Origin of the sequence: Tangfeifania diversioriginum (genome assembly GCF_900141875.1) — a bacterium.
Lineage (GTDB): Bacteria > Bacteroidota > Bacteroidia > Bacteroidales > Prolixibacteraceae > Tangfeifania > Tangfeifania diversioriginum.
Genome location: NZ_FQZE01000016.1, coordinates 28,048 through 44,880, shown reverse-complemented (window position 1 = coordinate 44,880; position 16,833 = coordinate 28,048). Strand labels below are relative to the sequence as shown.

Annotated in this window: 16 protein-coding genes and 1 pseudogene; 13 read left to right on the top strand and 4 right to left on the bottom strand. The window is 39.2% G+C overall.

Going from position 1 to position 16,833, the window contains the following annotated elements:
* The first annotated feature begins 29 nt into the window (after positions 1-29).
* Entirely contained in the window at positions 30-959 is a 930-nt protein-coding gene (locus tag BUC07_RS11300; RefSeq protein WP_073169448.1) for an outer membrane beta-barrel protein, read from the top strand.
* Between the two features lie 97 nt (positions 960-1,056).
* Here BUC07_RS11300 and BUC07_RS11295 read toward each other — a convergent pair whose 3' ends face one another.
* Entirely contained in the window at positions 1,057-3,441 is a 2,385-nt protein-coding gene (locus BUC07_RS11295) for a TonB-dependent receptor (protein ID WP_073169446.1), read from the bottom strand.
* Between the two features lie 9 nt (positions 3,442-3,450).
* Positions 3,451-4,188, bottom strand: a complete 738-nt coding sequence (locus BUC07_RS11290) for a hypothetical protein (protein WP_139279548.1) — start codon at positions 4,186-4,188, stop codon at positions 3,451-3,453.
* A 114-nt stretch (positions 4,189-4,302) separates the two neighbouring features.
* Between BUC07_RS11290 and dtd the strand changes: the two genes are divergently transcribed.
* The 3 genes from dtd to BUC07_RS11275 all read left to right on the top strand — a co-directional run bounded on the left by dtd (position 4,303) and on the right by BUC07_RS11275 (position 6,323).
* The gene (dtd, locus tag BUC07_RS11285) at positions 4,303-4,758 is read left to right on the top strand and encodes a D-aminoacyl-tRNA deacylase (protein WP_073169442.1); all 456 of its coding nucleotides are present in this window, start codon (positions 4,303-4,305) and stop codon (positions 4,756-4,758) included.
* Between the two features lie 97 nt (positions 4,759-4,855).
* Positions 4,856-5,986, top strand: coding sequence for an ATP-binding protein (locus BUC07_RS11280; RefSeq protein WP_073169440.1), 1,131 nt, complete (start codon positions 4,856-4,858; stop codon positions 5,984-5,986).
* Positions 5,979-6,323, top strand: a complete 345-nt coding sequence (locus tag BUC07_RS11275) for a nucleotide pyrophosphohydrolase (RefSeq protein ID WP_073169438.1) — start codon at positions 5,979-5,981, stop codon at positions 6,321-6,323. Before BUC07_RS11280 ends, BUC07_RS11275 begins: the two co-directional genes overlap by 8 nt.
* A gap of 2 nt (positions 6,324-6,325) precedes the next feature.
* Here the strand turns inward: BUC07_RS11275 and BUC07_RS11270 are convergent, their stop codons facing one another.
* Positions 6,326-7,300 (bottom strand): polyprenyl synthetase family protein, encoded by a 975-nt coding sequence (locus BUC07_RS11270; protein WP_073169436.1) that lies wholly within the window; start codon positions 7,298-7,300, stop codon positions 6,326-6,328.
* A 179-nt stretch (positions 7,301-7,479) separates the two neighbouring features.
* Between BUC07_RS11270 and BUC07_RS11265 the strand changes: the two genes are divergently transcribed.
* Positions 7,480-7,782: an ArsR/SmtB family transcription factor gene (locus tag BUC07_RS11265; protein ID WP_073169434.1), complete on the top strand. Its 303-nt coding sequence runs from the start codon at positions 7,480-7,482 to the stop codon at positions 7,780-7,782.
* A gap of 44 nt (positions 7,783-7,826) precedes the next feature.
* Here the strand turns inward: BUC07_RS11265 and BUC07_RS11260 are convergent.
* Positions 7,827-7,985 (bottom strand): annotated as a pseudogene (locus BUC07_RS11260) (DNA alkylation repair protein); the annotation flags it as partial.
* A gap of 347 nt (positions 7,986-8,332) precedes the next feature.
* On the opposite strand from BUC07_RS11260, the gene BUC07_RS11255 reads away from it, so the two are divergent.
* From BUC07_RS11255 to cas1, 8 genes are all read left to right on the top strand, one after another.
* Entirely contained in the window at positions 8,333-10,072 is a 1,740-nt protein-coding gene (locus BUC07_RS11255; protein ID WP_073169432.1) for a hypothetical protein, read from the top strand.
* Positions 10,073-10,074: 2 nt separating this feature from the next.
* The gene (gene cas7i, locus BUC07_RS11250; RefSeq protein ID WP_073169430.1) at positions 10,075-10,992 is read left to right on the top strand and encodes a type I-B CRISPR-associated protein Cas7/Cst2/DevR; all 918 of its coding nucleotides are present in this window, start codon (positions 10,075-10,077) and stop codon (positions 10,990-10,992) included.
* Between the two features lie 3 nt (positions 10,993-10,995).
* Complete coding sequence (gene cas5 / locus BUC07_RS11245) at positions 10,996-11,706, top strand: CRISPR-associated protein Cas5 (protein WP_073169428.1); 711 nt, start codon at positions 10,996-10,998, stop codon at positions 11,704-11,706.
* A gap of 2 nt (positions 11,707-11,708) precedes the next feature.
* Positions 11,709-13,943, top strand: coding sequence for a CRISPR-associated helicase/endonuclease Cas3 (locus BUC07_RS11240; protein ID WP_073169426.1), 2,235 nt, complete (start codon positions 11,709-11,711; stop codon positions 13,941-13,943).
* Positions 13,944-14,549: 606 nt separating this feature from the next.
* Positions 14,550-15,008, top strand: coding sequence for an IS200/IS605 family transposase (tnpA, locus tag BUC07_RS11230; protein ID WP_073169422.1), 459 nt, complete (start codon positions 14,550-14,552; stop codon positions 15,006-15,008).
* Complete coding sequence (locus tag BUC07_RS20930) at positions 15,001-15,177, top strand: hypothetical protein (RefSeq protein WP_175552520.1); 177 nt, start codon at positions 15,001-15,003, stop codon at positions 15,175-15,177. Before tnpA ends, BUC07_RS20930 begins: the two co-directional genes overlap by 8 nt.
* Entirely contained in the window at positions 15,168-15,827 is a 660-nt protein-coding gene (locus tag BUC07_RS11225; RefSeq protein WP_073169420.1) for a CRISPR-associated endonuclease Cas6, read from the top strand. The genes BUC07_RS20930 and BUC07_RS11225 overlap by 10 nt, the downstream gene beginning before the upstream one ends.
* Before the next feature lie 10 nt (positions 15,828-15,837).
* The gene (cas1, locus tag BUC07_RS11220; protein WP_073169418.1) at positions 15,838-16,830 is read left to right on the top strand and encodes a CRISPR-associated endonuclease Cas1; all 993 of its coding nucleotides are present in this window, start codon (positions 15,838-15,840) and stop codon (positions 16,828-16,830) included.
* The last annotated feature ends 3 nt before the right edge of the window (positions 16,831-16,833 follow it).

The following is a 16,833-nucleotide window of genomic DNA, read 5'->3' as shown; positions in this document are numbered from 1 at the left end:
AGAGCAACAGAACTTTTAAAACAGAAAAAATGAAACGATTAACAACCTTTATTTTATGCATTGTTTTTGCGGTGAACCTCTCTGCACAAACCGATACCACAAAAGTGGGAACCAAAAATAAAAATGTGGTAACTGTTATCGAAGACGGTGAAAAAGTGCAGGTAAAAGTGGGCAATAACAATGGCGTGGAAGTGATTACCGATGAATGGGGCGATACCACGCACATTCGTATAGGACGCCGTACATTCGATGTGGTGGAAGGCTGGGAAGGAACTCATATCAGCGTAAATAAAGAATCACGGGATAGTAGATGGACCGGCAGTTTCAATCCCCATTGGGCCGGTCTCGAATTAGGAATGAACTATTATCATCAAACCGACTATTCGCTTTACAACACCATCAATACGGTTGTTCCTCCCGATTTTATGGAGTTGCACAACGCCAAATCAATTACGGTGAACCTGAATTTCGCCGAATGGGCGTTTAAAAACGAAGCCAACAATTTTGGCCTGGTAACCGGCTTGGGGTTCAGCTTTATGGATTTTACTTTCGACCAGCCGCTGACTATTGAGAAAGCAGGTGGAAACGGAATAATAATGCCAGTGGATCTGGATCCGGACGGGTTGAAAAAAACGAAGCTGAATGTGAGTTACCTGACAGCTCCGCTAATGCTCGAAATAAAAACGCCACTGCGCATGGGGCATAAACGGCTTTACCTTGCAGGTGGTGTAATTGGCGGGGTGAACATCGGTTCGCATACCAAATTCAAATACAAAAACGACAAGGAAAAAAACAAAAGCAGTTTCAACATCAGCAAGTTTAAGTACGACCTCACAGGCCGTATCGGGTTCGGCGATTTCTGCGTATTCGTAAATTACAGCATGGTTCCGTTGTTTGAAACCAACCGCGGACCGGAACTTTATCCGGTCACTTTTGGTTTTTCATTTCCGAATATCTGAATAAAGATTGTTAGAGATTTAAACTCAAGTATCAAGACCAATTTTCAAAACAATATTTCCCTGGTTTCGGCCGGGGAATTTTTTTGATCCGAATTAATCAGAACTCCAAAATTATTCCGATAGTGGGTAACACCGTTCCGGTGGTGTTATCTACCCGGCGCAACTGGTAATGTGTGCCGTTGTCGGTGAGTAAAAATTCTCCATTTTCGTTTTGTTCGCGCACAATAATATCCTGCTGATCCGCCTGAAAATTATACAGGTTTTGAATGTCGATATAAAACTTTGCGGTGAGATTATCGAGGTAAAACGATTTGTCAACGCGTACATCGAGTTGGTGAAATGGTTTGAACCGCTCGGAATTGAGCCGGTCGTAATCGAGGTACGGTCCACCCGACAGGTTCCATGCCTGTACCATCGAAGATCGTTCCAAATCGTACGGAGTATAAGGAAGCCCGCCAACAAAACGCCAGCGGCCACCAACTCTCCAGCCGTTTTTAAGCTCTTTGGTAGCTGTTAGGTTCAGCAGATGTTTTGAATCCCATTTGGTGGGGATGTATTCTCCTTCAGTATTTTTAAACTCGCTGCGAACCAGTGTGTAAGAAAGGTTGGCGTTTAAACCGTTGCGGGTAGTAATACGGGCCTGAAACTCGGCACCATTAGCCTGGCCTTCGGATGCCGAAATTACTTCTTCGTCGCCAACCACGCCAAAATCGTCGCCCTTGTTGGCCAGGCTTATTTCGTCTTTCACTGAAAAAGGGTAATCGTCGTAACCTTTCCAAAATCCTTCAAGTGTAAATAAAATATTCTGGTCTGGCCTGAATTCCAGTCCGCCAATCAAATGGTCAACCGAAATGTATTTCAGGTTGTTGTTCTTATTCACAAAAACATCGTTTTGCTTAAATCCCAGCGTGGTATATGGCGGAAGCTGATAGTATCTGCCAGTGTTGAAGTTAAGGCTCCACTGCGTGGTGAGGTTGTACGAGGCAGAAAAACGGGGCGAAAACTGATCGAGCAGATTACTCATGCCGGTGGAATAGTTGTTGGCATCGGCACGCACGCCCAGCGAAAGCGACAGCCGCTCGCTGAACAGGTTTTTGCTCACCTGTCCGAAAACAGCCCACTTCACCAAATTTAACCCGGTATTATAGTCGATTTCAAGAATCTCGTCATTGTAAAAACGTTTCTGCTGTGTGGCGTTTGTGTAAGTTACATAATCGAGGTTACCCCCGAAATTAATTTTATAGTCGTTCACACGCGTGGTATTTTCAACCCGCAGCTTATTTTCAATTTCTTCTGAAGAATAGTCCAGAATTTTATTTTCTTCCGAACTGTCGTCGTTATCAAAATATTTGTAAGCACCGTTGTTCAGGTGGCTGCGACTCAAAACCACCGTTTGGTAACTATTGTCCCTGAAATGTTTGTAAACCGCGCCGAGTGAATAGTTCCACTGTTCATTTACGGGAATCTGGCTGAGGATAAATTGCTGCTGTTCGTCAGGGTCTTCAATGCCCAGGTTAAGATCGAAAACATCGATAGCGCCCAGACCAATAAAAGTGAGTTCATTTTTTTTGTCGAAACGGGTGCGTACTTTAAATTGCATATCGGTGAAGTTGGGCAGAAATGGCAGTTCGAGAACACTGAAAAGAAACTGCAAATACGACCGCCGGGCTGAAAAAATGAAAGTTGTTTTTTCGCCTAATGGGCCGTCGAGTGTGGCCGCAACTTCCGAAGCACCAACTGCTCCCTGAAATTTAAGCCTTTCGTCGTTTCCATCTACCTGGAAAAATTCGAGCACCCCGCTGAGGGCATTTCCGCGGTTGGCTGGAAAAGCGCCCGAATAGTAGTTCACTTCACGCAAAAAATCGGCGTTAATAATACCAACCGGCCCGCCCGATGCGCCTTGTGTTGAGAAGTGGTTGATGAACGGCACTTCCACCCCGTCGAGGTAAAACCGGCTTTCGGAAGGGCCTCCCCCGCGAATGATTACATCGTTGCGAAAAGCCGGTGTGGACTGTACCCCGGGGAAAGATTGTATCACTTTTGAAATGTCGCGGTTGGCACCGGGAGCCTTTTCAATTTCGCCAATACCAATTGTCCGGAGCGATACCGGGCTTTCTTCTGTTTTCCGGAAAGGCGATGCTGTTACGGTTACTTCTTCTATCTGTTCCTGCTGTTCTTCCAGTTGAATCTCAACCGAATTAGTACTGGCTACGCTCACTTCAATTTCAGAAGAAACAGCGCGTTTGTAACCCACAAAAGAAGCCTCAACCCGAATAAACCCCGGCTTAAGTCCGGTGATAAGAAAATTGCCATCCATATCGGTAATTGTCCCGATATCAGTTCCCGAAACAATTATGTTTACAAACGGAAGTGGTTCGTTGTTGGCTGCATCAACCACCCGCCCTTTCAGAGAAGCTTCCTGAGCCTGTGCAAAAAATGGCAAAATGAATAGTGTTAAAAGAAGGTATTTCATTGTTTTCATTACGAAGTTTTATTTAAAGCGTACTACAATCTTGTGGGCAATCTCCCTGGCTGTGGTCAGGGTGGTGAGGTCGGTAAACAGTTTGCCGTTTTCTCCTGTCGGATGGCTGTGCCCAATGGGATTGAGATGGTATTCGGTTTCCGGATTTTGCGTATCGATGGTAACGGCATAAACCAGTGCCGGCTGAAGCGAGCCAAAATAGTCGTTGTTACCCGGAAATTTGTTGTTGGTCCAGAAGCGGTTCGAATCCCATGCCTGGTTGATTTCCATAAGCACTCTGAATTTTTTGTTTCCGGAATAACTGGTGGCTGTTTCCAACATGAAGTTGGATTTTGGGGTGGCCGATGTCAGTGCATCCGGCACCTCAGTTTCCGATGATGGAATGTATAATCCGTCAGGAGCTTTTATCCCGCGTTTATGTGCCCAGTAGGGCAACGTGGCAGGGCGCCGGGCTTCGCCGGGTTCGTTTGTCCAGCGTCCGGGTTCAATTTCGCTATGTCCGTATTGTCCTTTGGCCACATATTGTGTAACATAAAGTGTTTCAATATAATTTCCTTCCAAATCTTCGGTCCAGATAGCAAACGATGGATGATTGAAAGCTTCTCCTTTTATAAATTCAATTTCCAAAGAACTGTAAGGATTCTCCGGTGATGTTTGTATGGTAATGCTGTCGGTATCGAGCCCCCGTTGCGAAGCACAACCCATAACTATGAATACTAAAAGACCAAATAATGATTTCTTTTTCATGGTCGGTTAATTTGTGATTTTTGTTCAATTTTCAATGTTAATCAATAAACAAAATTGATTAATAAAAGTTGATAAGTTACTCAATATTTTTAAATTCGTACAAAAAAATATGAGATGAGAGTAGTAATTCAAAAAGTTTCGAAAGCATCGGTTACGGTTAAAAATGAAGTTATTTCTTCAATAAAAAAAGGATTAGTTGTTTTGCTTGGTATTGAAGACGCTGACACCGATGAAGATATTGACTGGCTGGTAAAAAAAATAACCCAGCTTCGCATTTTTAACGATGAAAACGGGGTGATGAATCTTTCGGTGAAAGATGTTGGAGGCGAAGTTATTGTGGTTAGCCAGTTTACGCTCCACGCCAATACCCAAAAGGGAAACCGGCCGTCGTACATCCGGGCTTCGAAACCTGATTTTGCGGTACCGATGTATGAAAAATTCATCCGGAAAATTGAAACCGCAATGGGCAAAAAAGTGGGTACCGGAAAGTTTGGTGCCATGATGGATGTGGAGCTTGTTAACGATGGCCCCGTTACCATCATTATCGATTCGAAACAGAAGGGGTTTTAACATTTATTAACAATATTGTCGCATTTTAGCATATTTTTGGGAATATAATCCCAATTTTTATATATAATTTTGGGAATATAATCCCAATATTTAAAAAATGATTGACAGATCTCTTGAAACAATAATCAAAAGGAAGCTTAACAAAGGTAAGGCTATAATTATTTTAGGTGCTCGTCAAACTGGGAAAACAACCTTGATCAAAAAAATTTCTCATAGCAGTAAAGCCGATGCACTTTTTTTGAATGCTGACATTCCGAATATCCGCGAACAATTAGCGAAGCCCTCAATAAATTATCTAAAGCAAATTTTTGGCAAAGCAAAGCTAATATTCATTGATGAAGCCCAACGAATTAAGGATGTTGGAATGTTGCTGAAAATTATTGTTGATGAGATTACAGATATTCAGCTTGTTGTTACAGGTTCTTCAGCATTTGAGCTTTCCAGTAATATAAATGAACCATTAACGGGAAGAAAATTTGAATACCGATTATTCCCCATTTCATGGCATGAGCTGGTCGTTCACACCAATTTTTTAGAATCTGTTTCTCAGCTTAATCAGCGTATCATTTTTGGAATGTATCCGGATGTAATAAATAACCTGGGAGCTGAAAAAGAAATATTGTTTAATTTATCAGAAAGTTATCTTTATAAAGATATATTTGAATATCAGCAAATAAGGAAACCTGAGTTTATTCAAAAATTATTACAAGCTCTTGCTTTTCAGATTGGAAGTGAAGTTTCATACAATGAGCTGTCTAATCTTTTACAAATCGACAGAAAAACTATTCTTCATTATATTGATTTGCTTGAAAAAGCTTTTGTTATTTTTAGGCTCCCACCTTTCAGCCGAAATTTAAGAAAAGAGTTATCTTCAAAAGTTAAAATCTATTTTTGGGATACAGGAATCCGAAATGCATTAATCAATGATTTCAGGCCGTTGGATTTACGAAATGACAAAGGTGCTTTGTGGGAGAATTTCATTATTGTTGAAAGACAGAAATCAAATCACTACAATCTTAGGAAGGCAAATACCTATTTTTGGAGAACTCATCAAAAAAGTGAAATTGATTATATTGAAGAGTGTGATGGGGAGCTTGATATTTATGAGTTTAAATGGAATCAGAAATTAAAATTTAAAATTCCAAAGGCGTTTTCAGATGTGTATAAGATAAATAGGTCAGCGATAATCAGTCATAATAATTTTTATCAATTTATTGAGCATGAATAAGAAACAAACTACTATATATGAAGCCCAGCAACTGGTTGATGATTGGATAAAAGCTTATGGAGTCCGCTATTTCAGCGAGCTTACCAATATGGCCGTTTTAACCGAAGAGGTGGGCGAACTGGCGCGAATTATGGCTCGGAAATACGGGGATCAGTCGTTTAAGAAATCGGATGAAAAATACGATTTGGCCGACGAAATGGCCGATGTGCTGTGGGTTTTGGTTTGCCTGGCCAACCAAACCGGTGTGGATTTAAACCAGGCATTTCTCAAAAACCTGGAAAAGAAAACCAGCCGCGACAAAGAGCGTCATCAAAATAATCAGAAACTGAAAGAGTAAACTTACTTTTTACGAGTGGTAACGTAGTTCATTAGTTCTATCAGCGAGGTGCGGGCTTCACTTTCCGGAAATTCTTCGAGCGCTTTTACCGCCTTATCTTTAAACTCAATCATTTTTTCAGTTGCAAATTCCAGTCCCCCTTTTTCGGTAACCAGCTGAATGAGTTCCTCCACTACAGCCGAATTTTTGTTCTTACGTTTTATCAACCGTAAAATCCGTTTGCGTTCCCCGGGTTCGGAAGTGTTGAGCAGATGCAGCAGCGGCAGGGTAATTTTTTTCTCTTTGATGTCGTTCCCGGTAGGTTTACCAATAATTCCTTTTTTTTGATAATCAAAAATATCGTCTTTAATCTGGAAGGCAATTCCGGCATCCTGACCAATGCGGTACATTTTTTCGGGAATGGTTTCATCGTCGGTGACCGAAGCCGCGCCAATGGCCATGCTGGTGGCAATGAGCGAAGCAGTTTTTTTCCGGATGATTTCAAAATAGGTCTCTTCGTCAATATCGAGTTTGCGGCTTTTTTTCACCTGCAGGATTTCCCCCTCGCTCATGTCTTGCACAGCCTTTGAAATCAGGTGCAGAAAGTTGTATTTTTTGTGCTCTAACTGGAGGAGCAGTCCTTTGGCCAGGATGTAGTCACCTATCAAAACCGCCATTTTATTTCGCCAAAGTGCATTTATAGAGAAAGTGCCGCGCCGCTCGTACGATTCGTCCACCACATCGTCGTGAACAAGCGTAGCCGAATGAAGCAACTCTACAGAGCAGGCTGCCAGCTGCGAAAACTCATTGGGTTCGCCATGTAATTTAGCCGACAAAAACACGAACATCGGCCGTATTTGTTTGCCTTTGGTGCGGTATAAATAGTTGAGTACGGTGCCTAAAAGGGGAACATCGCTTTGCAATGATTTTTTGAAATATGGTTCAAAATTATTTAGTTCCTGCTCTATGGGTAATTTAATTTTCTTTAAAGTTTTCATTCAGCCTAAACCCCTTTATTTTGCAATTAAACAACGAACATAGAATAATTTGGTTGAATATTTGCCGGTAAAATGAAAAAAAATTCCGGCCCTTTATTAAAAATGAAGTTAAATAACAAAACCGCATAGTTTTATCCTTAAATATTTATATATTTGCATTGTTAAAACTATTACTAAGGATGGTAGAAATCAGAGAGTTAGATGTAAATCGGTTGGAGACCGCTGCAAATATGCTGAAGGCCATTGCGCACCCAATGCGCATTGCCATTTTAAAACATCTCGAGGGAGGTAAAAAACTGACCGTTACTCAAATACATGAACTGCTTGGGATTGAGCAGTCAACTACCTCTCATCATCTCGGTATTCTCAGGGATAAAGGTGTTTTATGTTCCAAACGAGAGGGCAAAAACACATACTACTATTTAAAATTTGAAGTTTTAAGCCAGATTGTTGATTGCTTGGAAACCTGTACGTGTGAATAGTTTCCTTTTTTTGCGGGTAAAAAAATTGCTGAAAAAATTCCCGTTTACCCGTTTTTTCTTCCGGTTTTTAATTTTGTATTGACCTCACGCCGCACTCTTCCTGCAAGTACATCATTATACTTTTCCATAAAATTTCCCACCACTGGTTTGTCGTGTTTCGACAATTCGCGCATGGCCCACGAAAGGGCTTTTACAATCATATCGTGCCGGTCATGGTACTATAAGTCTTTAGTAATCAATTTTCAAAGTTATCAACATAAGTTTGATTTTTTATTTTGTTTTTATAAATTTATTGTTCAAAACGAAAATAAACCCCCGGCAGGCTGAGCGAATTTCGACCAGGCACCGGGAACAGCAAAGTATTTGAGAGGAAGTTGAGCAGCAAAGTTTTAATAACTGAATCAATAAATAATAAGCATCATGCTAAATACACTTCTAAAAATCGGCGAATGGCAAAGTGAGGGGAAAAGTAAATGATTTTTAGAGAATTTTTATTTTGAAGAAATTAAAATACAGCACCACGAATCAAACATTTTAAGTTGATAAAACTATGATAACCGAGATTGAATTTAAGAGAACCGGACACACACTTTTAAACAATGGGATAATAGGGTTATATAAATATCTCGTTAAAGCAAAGAATGAAGATTTTTTCGATTTCCCATTTGAATTTGAACTTACAAATAATAAATTGACGATTACTTCTGACAAGCTTCCACAGTTATTAGATGATATTTACTATTGGATGGGAAAAGAAGTGTATGATACTTATACAATAAAACAGCAAGAAAATGCTGAAAAGTTTCAAGAATGTAACATCTTTTATGATCGTGCAGAAAATAAGTTCTTTCCATTTCCCAGAATGTACACCTATGGATTAACTCATTTGTTAACCAACAATGCGCAAGGTGTAACAAGGCATGAAAAAGGTTGGACAAATGCTAAAAAATTGGAAAAAAGCGATCCGGAAGAACTCGCAAAATTTGTAAATTTTTTTGAAACTTCTGGATTAAAAATACTGAGTAAACTTTACTATGAGCCTTATACAAAGATTACCAGAATACCAAAACTAAAGGAAAGTTTTTTAAATGAAGGGGACAGAAAATGCTATCTTACAGGAGAGTCTTACGATGAACTTGTTGATGTTACAAATATCTCTCCTTTCTTTTCGGGGTTATTTAATTTTAACTCTTATTTGTCAGCAGGTGACAAAAAAATAAGTTGGAAAACCAGATACCTAAGTATGTTTTCTCCTGTAAATGCTTACTATCATTACTCTAATAAATTGCGTGACACAATTCATATCTATTTAGTTTCTTCTGACAACCTAAAAAATCTTAATGAATTAATCAGTAAAATAGAAATTCAGGATTCAACACCAGTATTAAGGAAAAAGGAATTTGTTAGCAATATAAAATTTGCTGAAGAAATTGAGAAAGACTCATTTACTGAACAGTTTGAAGTTGCAATTGCATTGATATATTCCATGTACAAGAAAGCGATATTAAAATATGGTAATATCTCAGAAAATCAATTTGCAGACGATGAATTATTTGGAGAAGTAATGACAAAAATTCCACCACTTGCAATTGAATCTTTTAAAGCGGAAAGTTTCGCTTCTACAATGAGACCAAATACTTACGAAAATCTTAACAGGCTCACACCCCTGTTTAAATTATTTCATGATGTCGAAAAAAGCGGAATTGTTTTTAGTCGCTTTTTATCGAGTTTGAAACTATTAAAACCAAGTGAGAGGGCAGCAAGTAATAAATATCGGCTTGAACGGATTTTACGTAATCAAATAAGCAGGGAAATTCTGGAACTTAAAAGTATCCTGCCATCAATTGAAGATTTGTTTTTCAGAAGTTATAATTACCTCTGCATTAATGAACCAATAGGATTTAAAGACTTTAAACAACTTTTTTTATTTACCCAATTATATGAATTAAAAATTAAAACTATGGAAGAATCACTTCAGAACGCGGCCATTACACTTGGAAAGCAAATTGGTGTTAAAATGCGACACCAGGATGCTTCTCAAAGTGAAGCTGCAAATGCAAAAAGAGGACGTGGGGATTTGATTACCCTACGCAAAGCCAGAACCCAAAAACAGTTTTTGGATGAACTCATTCGCATTGATTTTAAATATGGTTTAACTGTTAACGAAGAATTAGCCGGTAAAATCAATGAACAGAATTATTACAGCATTAAACAATTCTTAATAATAGGAGCATTAAATATTTTAAATCCGGCCATTCAGCCAATTAAAAAAACCGAAAAAACTGCATAATCATGGAATTAAAACCAAACAGTATTACAATTACTTACTTAAGTAAAGTATCCTTTGCTTCTTTGAATGGAGCAGATAAGGAAGTGGACAACATCAATCCCATTAAAAAAGTAACATTAGCCAATGAAGAACAACTTCCTTATGTTTCTTCGCAGGCAATAAGAAGAGCAATTCGTAACCAGCTTGAATCTTTGGGATGGAATATTTCAAACATCCAGGAAGCAAGCGCTAAAAAAGGAGCTCCAAAAACCATGATGAATCCCGTTGAATTCATTGATGATGATTTATTCGGTTATATGGATGCTTCACCAGGTAAAGATGGGGAGAAGGGAAAATCCACCATCCGAATTTCTCCGGTTCGGGTTGAAAGTTTGCTGGGACTTTCTTCATACAAAGGTGATTTGGATTATGCTACCAATTTTATGGGTAAGGGACACCAAACAGCCAAAGGGGAAGATATTCAACCCAATATTTTTGAAACTGAAATTCATTCCGGTTTTTACAAAGGAACCGTTTTAATTGAATTAGACCGGATTGGCAGTGGACAGGGATTTGAAGAGGATGGTGAACTCTCTTCAGAAGAAAAAAAGAAAAGAGTTCTGGGGTTTTTAGATGCATTTCAAAATTTATGGTCAAGCGGAAGGCAAACACGTTTTTTGGCTGATATTTCTCCAAAATTTGTGGCTGCAGCTTACATGAAAGCGAAAAATCCGATTTTTCTTGAAGCAGTGCAAGTGGTTGATAATAATAAAATTAACATAGCAGAACTTAATCAGGTGGCATCGGACTATGATCGATTTGTAGAAGAGTATGTTTTAGCTGGGCAATCTGCCATCTTTAGGAATAGCGATGAAATGCAATCGTTAAGTGAAGGTTTCGAAAGGATCAGAAATTGGATAGACAAACATTACAAAGAATAAAAAATGCAATGTTTAATAATTGAATTAGCATGTCAAAGCTGTTCTTTTCGAAATCCGGAATTTCAAAACTTCCATAAAACGTATGAGCTGCCTCCGCCAACCACATTAATTGGGTTGGCAGGAGCAGCTTTAGGTTTGAGCCCTAAAGAAAGTCAGGATTTTTTTGAATCGGAATTCGAATTTGGAATAAGCGGTTATACACGTGGCAAATCAAATGATTTATGGAAATACCAAAAATTAAAAGGTAAAGCATTTATTTCGGATATATTGACTCGTGAAATACTTTTTAATGGTCTTTTCGTTCTGGCTCTTGTCTCTGAGAATCAATCTAAAATCGAAAAGTTACAACAGGCTTTTAAAAACCCAGTTTTCGCATTAACATTAGGTAATTCAGATTCACTGGCAAAAGTGATACAAGTTTCTGTTATCAAAGATTTTATAGAATGTAATGAACTAAAAAACTGTCTGGTAGAAGGAAATATAATGAATGAAGTTTTGGACCAACCCAATGGATTGGAATTTTCATTAAAAGATGGAATAGATCCGTTAAGTTACGAAATTCCGGTAGCTTTTGAATACGATTCAAATTATGGAGTACGAAAAGTTGTCAAGCGAAAAGAGTTTTCATTTATAGGTTCCGGAGTACATATTAAAGGATTATCAAAACGAGGTGTGATATACAAAGAAATACAAATTCCATTATTTTCAATTTAATCATGCTTGATCACGTTTTAGCAAAATACAAAAAGGATAAAAATTCGGGTAAAGTTGAATCTGAAACACTTGTAGAACATACTGAAAATGTTTTGCGATCTTTACTGAAACTGCAGGAGCGATATCCAGAACTTCCTGAAACTTTTTGGGAGAGTGCATTTATTATGTGTTTGTTTCATGACGCAGGAAAGATTTCTGATAATTTCCAGCGAATGCTGAGTGGACATAAATATGAGAATGTGAGGCATGAATTATTGTCAGGAGCTTTTTGCCTATATTTTTGTAAGTCATTTCTAAAACAGGAATCACAATTTGCAGCAGCTATTTATTCACATCATAAACATTTAAATAGTGAACTTTTTGATAACCATCAATTTAAAAAGCTTGAGTTAAATTATGAACTTATTAAAGCATGGTTTGAATATGTAGCGTTTAAGTTAAAGGAAAAGGACACTATACAAGCGCAAATAAGAGAAGGTACATTACAGAAACTTTCAGTTTTTAATCCGGATGATTACAAGTCGAGAGTATTTCAGCCTTTTTATGATTTAAATAAGCAACTATGGAACGAAAAATCTCGCCTCGAATATATCAATGCAAAAGCAGTACTTAATATCTCAGATTGGTCAGCATCAGGTCATTTTAATTTATCAAAATCATTTCTTTTTGATGAAACTTTACTTCTGGATGCTTTGCAGGAAAAGTTAGAAAAAGAAGGAAAGAAAATCGATAAACTCTCTTTCCGAAAATTTCAACTTGAAAGTAAAAAAAATTCAAATGTTCTAGCTATAGCACCGACAGGAAGTGGTAAGACGGAAGCCAGTTTGATCTGGGCGTCGCAAAAGAATGAATATGATAAAATTATTTATTGCCTTCCAACTCGTGTTACATCCAATGCGATTTACAAACGTCTAGCAGGTTATTTTGGGAATCAAAATTGTTCGGTAGTTCATTCCTCTGCTCTTTTGTACCAAAAAGAAATTGACAATAATTACGATACAAGAAAATACCTCAGAGATAGAACATTTTTCAGTAATATTACTGTTTGCACTATTGATCAATTGCTTACACAAGGTTTTAATTTAGGTTTTTGGGAGATTAAAAGCTTCCATTGCAGAAATGCCAGTATAATTATTGATGAGATACATTTGTATTCTCCTTATACGCTGGCATTAATTCTTCAAACCATAAAATTCTTGCGGGAAAAACTAAATGCCCGTTTTTTCATCATGTCGGCAACAATGCCGTCGAAGTTAAGGAGTTTGTTGAACGAAGCACTTGGCGGAAAAAGCAATTATTCTTTGATTCAGGATGCTGAGTTATTGCAATCAAGTCGAAACCTTTTTGAGATACGTAAAATTACCATTCAGGAAAATATTCATGAAATAAAAATTGCATTAAGAAATTATTTAAAAGTATTGGTGGTAGTAAACACAGTGGATCAGGCTATTGAACTTTATCAACAATTGAAGCCAATGGCAGAGAAAATAAATAAGAATTGCATTTGCTTTCATTCGAGATTCATTCAGAAAGACCGTAAGAATATTGAAAGTCAAATTTCATATATAGAAGATAAAGGAGAACCAGTTTTATTAATAGCTACACAAGTTGTTGAAGTTTCTTTGGATATTGATTTTGATATTCTTTTTACAGAAAATGCCCCAGTTGATGCAATTGTTCAAAGAGCAGGAAGAATCAACCGAATAAGAAATTCTAAAAAAGATAGCAAAGTAATTGTCCATCAACATTCAAAAGTTTCAGAAGAATTTGTTTATACAGAAACAGACATTCTAGATAAAACATTTAGAGTTTTATCAGAGCATCATTATTCGAAAATAACAGAAGGTGAATTTCTAAACCTTGTGGATGAAGTTTACAAAGATATCGATGTCACCCAAAGATTATCATTTAAGGATGGCTGGAAGGCTTATTACAACGTTCAATCCACTTATTATTTTTTAGGAGACTGCCCTTCAAATAGTGAGGAAGCGATGACAAGAGATGGATTGGATACTGTAAGTGTTATTCCATTTCAGTTTTATGAAGAACTTCAGACTAAGAAATTACAAAAGCATGAAAAAGTGAAATTTGAATTGTCGATTAACAGAAAACGTTATATGGCAGCTAAAGCGCCTTCCGATTCTGATGGATTTAAGTATGTTAACTATACATATTTTAATGACGTTGGGTTAGTGTTTAATAATCAGAACGGTAATAATTCTACAATAATCATATAATGAATATTTCATAGATGATTATTACAACACAACAACCGGCTTCATCCGCACCCCGCAAAAAGACGAGGCGGTGTTTATGTTATAATATCCGGGAAAACCTGGATGAGAAAATGAAAGAGATGCGATTAAAAAGAGCAATTATTATTTCAGCCTTTCAGGCTGATTATCAGATGATGGTCGGTAATGTAAGTGGGCCGGCGCCGGGCGGGGAGTTTCGGGCTTTTAGCCCGGTTATGCTATGGGCGATGCCCATAGTTTTGCTGTCAAAGGCTTTCAGCCTTTTGGGTTACAGAGCAGTGTATCTGGTCCGGGTGCTCTCCATTTCCCTTCAGGCTGAAAGCCTGACATATCATAACCTGGGGCATCGTCCCAGGCCGGGGAACCACTCTAGGCCAGATCCCTATCTTATGTCAACGCACCTCTACATGGCAGCACGCTCCTTCATGACTGTCCATCGCCCAAGGCTGTCTGCTACCCGCAGTAAGCGCACTGCGGCCCGGTCTGCCTGCCGATCCGGGTCTGAACATCTTCCCATATCGAACTATCATTACGGTTATCCTGCCATGCTGCAGAAAATATCATAAATACAAATAAAATCCACCTGTTATGGGCCAATCGCTTTCGCAAATGTATATTCACCTCGTTTTCGGCACAAAAAGACGAATTCCCTACCTTGTTCCGGCCATCGAAAAACAAGTACACGCCTACCTGGCAGGAACACTGAAGGAATATGAAAGTCCGGCATTAATCATCAATTCCGTGCCCGATCATGCGCATATTCTTTTCAGGTTATCAAAGAATTATGCACTGGCAAAAATTGTGGAAGAAGTCAAAAAAGAATCCTCAAAATGGATAAAAACCATCGAGGGCGGCACAAAGCTGTTCAAATGGCAGATAGGCTACGGCGCTTTTTCGGTTAGCAGCTCAAAAGTCGATGTAGTAAAACGCTACATTGCAAATCAAAAGAAACATCACGGAATACATACATTCCGTGAAGAAGTTGAAGAATTCGTCAGGCAATATGATATCATTGAGTATGATCCTAACTATTTCTGGAATGAATAGAAAATTCATTCCACAGGCTGAAAGCCTGACATATCACAACTTGGGGCATCGTCCCAAGTCGGGCACAGCCCCGGGTAAGGCTGAAAGCCTGCCATATCATAACCTGGGGCATCGTCCCAGGCCAATCATCAGGCGCGAGCCTGACAAAAACAAACTGCTATGCAATTAACTCAAACTATTATCCGGTTCCCCGAAATTTCGTTAACCACGCGCGATGCCCACAAACTGCGCGGTTACTTTGGTGATCTGTTCCGCGAACATTCTCCCCTTTTGCACAACCACTTCGAAGATGGCCGGTTGCGGTATGCCTATCCGCTAATTCAATACAAAGTAGTGGATAACATGCCGGCGCTAATTGGATTTTCCGAAGGCGCCCATCTGCTCACCGAACTTTTTCTGAAAATTAAGGAAATCAGAATAGGGGCAGAAACTTATCCTGTTTTTTCAAAAAACATCAGCCAGAAAAACCATGAACTTTCGGTGAACAAAGGATTATACAACTTCACTTTTAAAACGTTGTGGATGGGGCTAAACCAGAAAAATTTTCAGCACTACCTTGAATTACCTGAACCGGAGAAAAAAGGTTTTCTCGATAAAACGGTTCAAAACAATATCCTCAGTTTTTACAAGGGTGTTGGGTTCAGGGTGGAAGACCGGATTCTGGTGAACGGGGCTTTTACCGAAAAACAAACCCTGTTTAAAGACAAAAAAATGATTGCTTTTGCAGGACGCTTTTCGTGTAACGCTTTTTTGCCGGGTTATGCCGGAATCGGCAAAGCGGTTAGCCGCGGTTTTGGAACAGTAATGCAAATACCGTAAAATAATAACTATGCAACTAATCATTAATACCTGGGGAACTTACCTACATGTGAAAGACGACATGTTCGAGGTACGTGTGCCGGTGGAAGACAATCCGCCGCGGAAACAGTGCGTCGCTTCCCAAAAAATCACGTCCATTCTTTTGTCGAAAGGAGCGGCAGTCAGTTCCGATGCTATTATTCTGGCCATGAAAAACAACATCGATATAGTGGTGCTCGAACGCGATGGGTTCCCGGTGGGGCGTTTCTGGCACAGCCGGTTGGGCAGTACCACGCGCATCCGCAAAAAACAATTGGAAACCAGCATGGGGAAACAGGGTGTAACAATAATCAAACACCTGGTGGGGAGCAAGCTTCAAAACCAGTCTGAATTTTTGAAACGCCTGAAAAAACACCGCGAACAAAAAGCAGATGAATTGCAGCCGGAAATTGACAGGATAGAAGAACTGGCCGGAAAAATCCAGGCACTCGAAGCAGAAAAAACCGACGAAATAGCCGATACCCTCCGCGGAATTGAGGGAACATCCGGGCGCATTTATTTTGGGGTGCTAAGTAAATTACTTGCCAAAAAATACCGATTCAGCGGGCGCAGCTTCCGCCCGGCAACCGACCCGTTCAACGCTTTTCTGAATTATGCCTACGGAATTTTGTACAGCCGCGTAGAAAAAGCGCTGATTGTGGCCGGACTCGACCCGTTTGTGGGCATTCTTCACCGCGACGATTACAACAAAAAAAGCATGGTGTTCGATTTTATTGAACCTTACCGCACCTGGGCCGACGAAGTAATTTTCAAACTGTTTTCGGCCAAAAAAGTAAACGACAGTCACACATCGCCCATTACCAACGGTGTAACCCTGAATACAGAAGGCAAGGCGTTGCTGGTTCAGCACTTCTTTAAGTTTTTCGACGAAGAAAAAATCCGCTATAAAAACAGAAACCAGTCGCGTAGCAATATTCTGCAATTAGATGCACATGCACTGGCGCAACAAATTTTAAACGCATAAAAT